General features: G+C 54.8%; 1 protein-coding gene. It reads left to right on the forward strand.

Annotated features, from left to right (window positions below):
* A partial coding sequence (locus FDX22_RS03665; RefSeq protein ID WP_146716715.1) for a hypothetical protein occupies window positions 1–208 on the forward strand: 208 nt, incomplete at both ends.

Raw genomic sequence — 208 nt, forward strand, 5'->3', positions numbered from 1 at the left:
GCGAATCCAACGATGTCGATCCGGCGTCGATTCAGACTGAAGTTTTCCGTCTGCCATCCACCTGCTTTGCAGAAGAAGACGGCTCGATTGCTAACTCTGGCCGTTGGCTGCAGTGGCACTGGAAAGGTCAGGATGCACCAGGTGAAGCGCGTAATGACGGCGAAATTCTGGCCGGTATTTACCATCGTCTGCGCGACATGTATCGCAC

Source organism: Citrobacter sp. TBCS-14, from assembly GCF_005280805.1.
Lineage (GTDB): Bacteria > Pseudomonadota > Gammaproteobacteria > Enterobacterales > Enterobacteriaceae > Citrobacter > Citrobacter gillenii.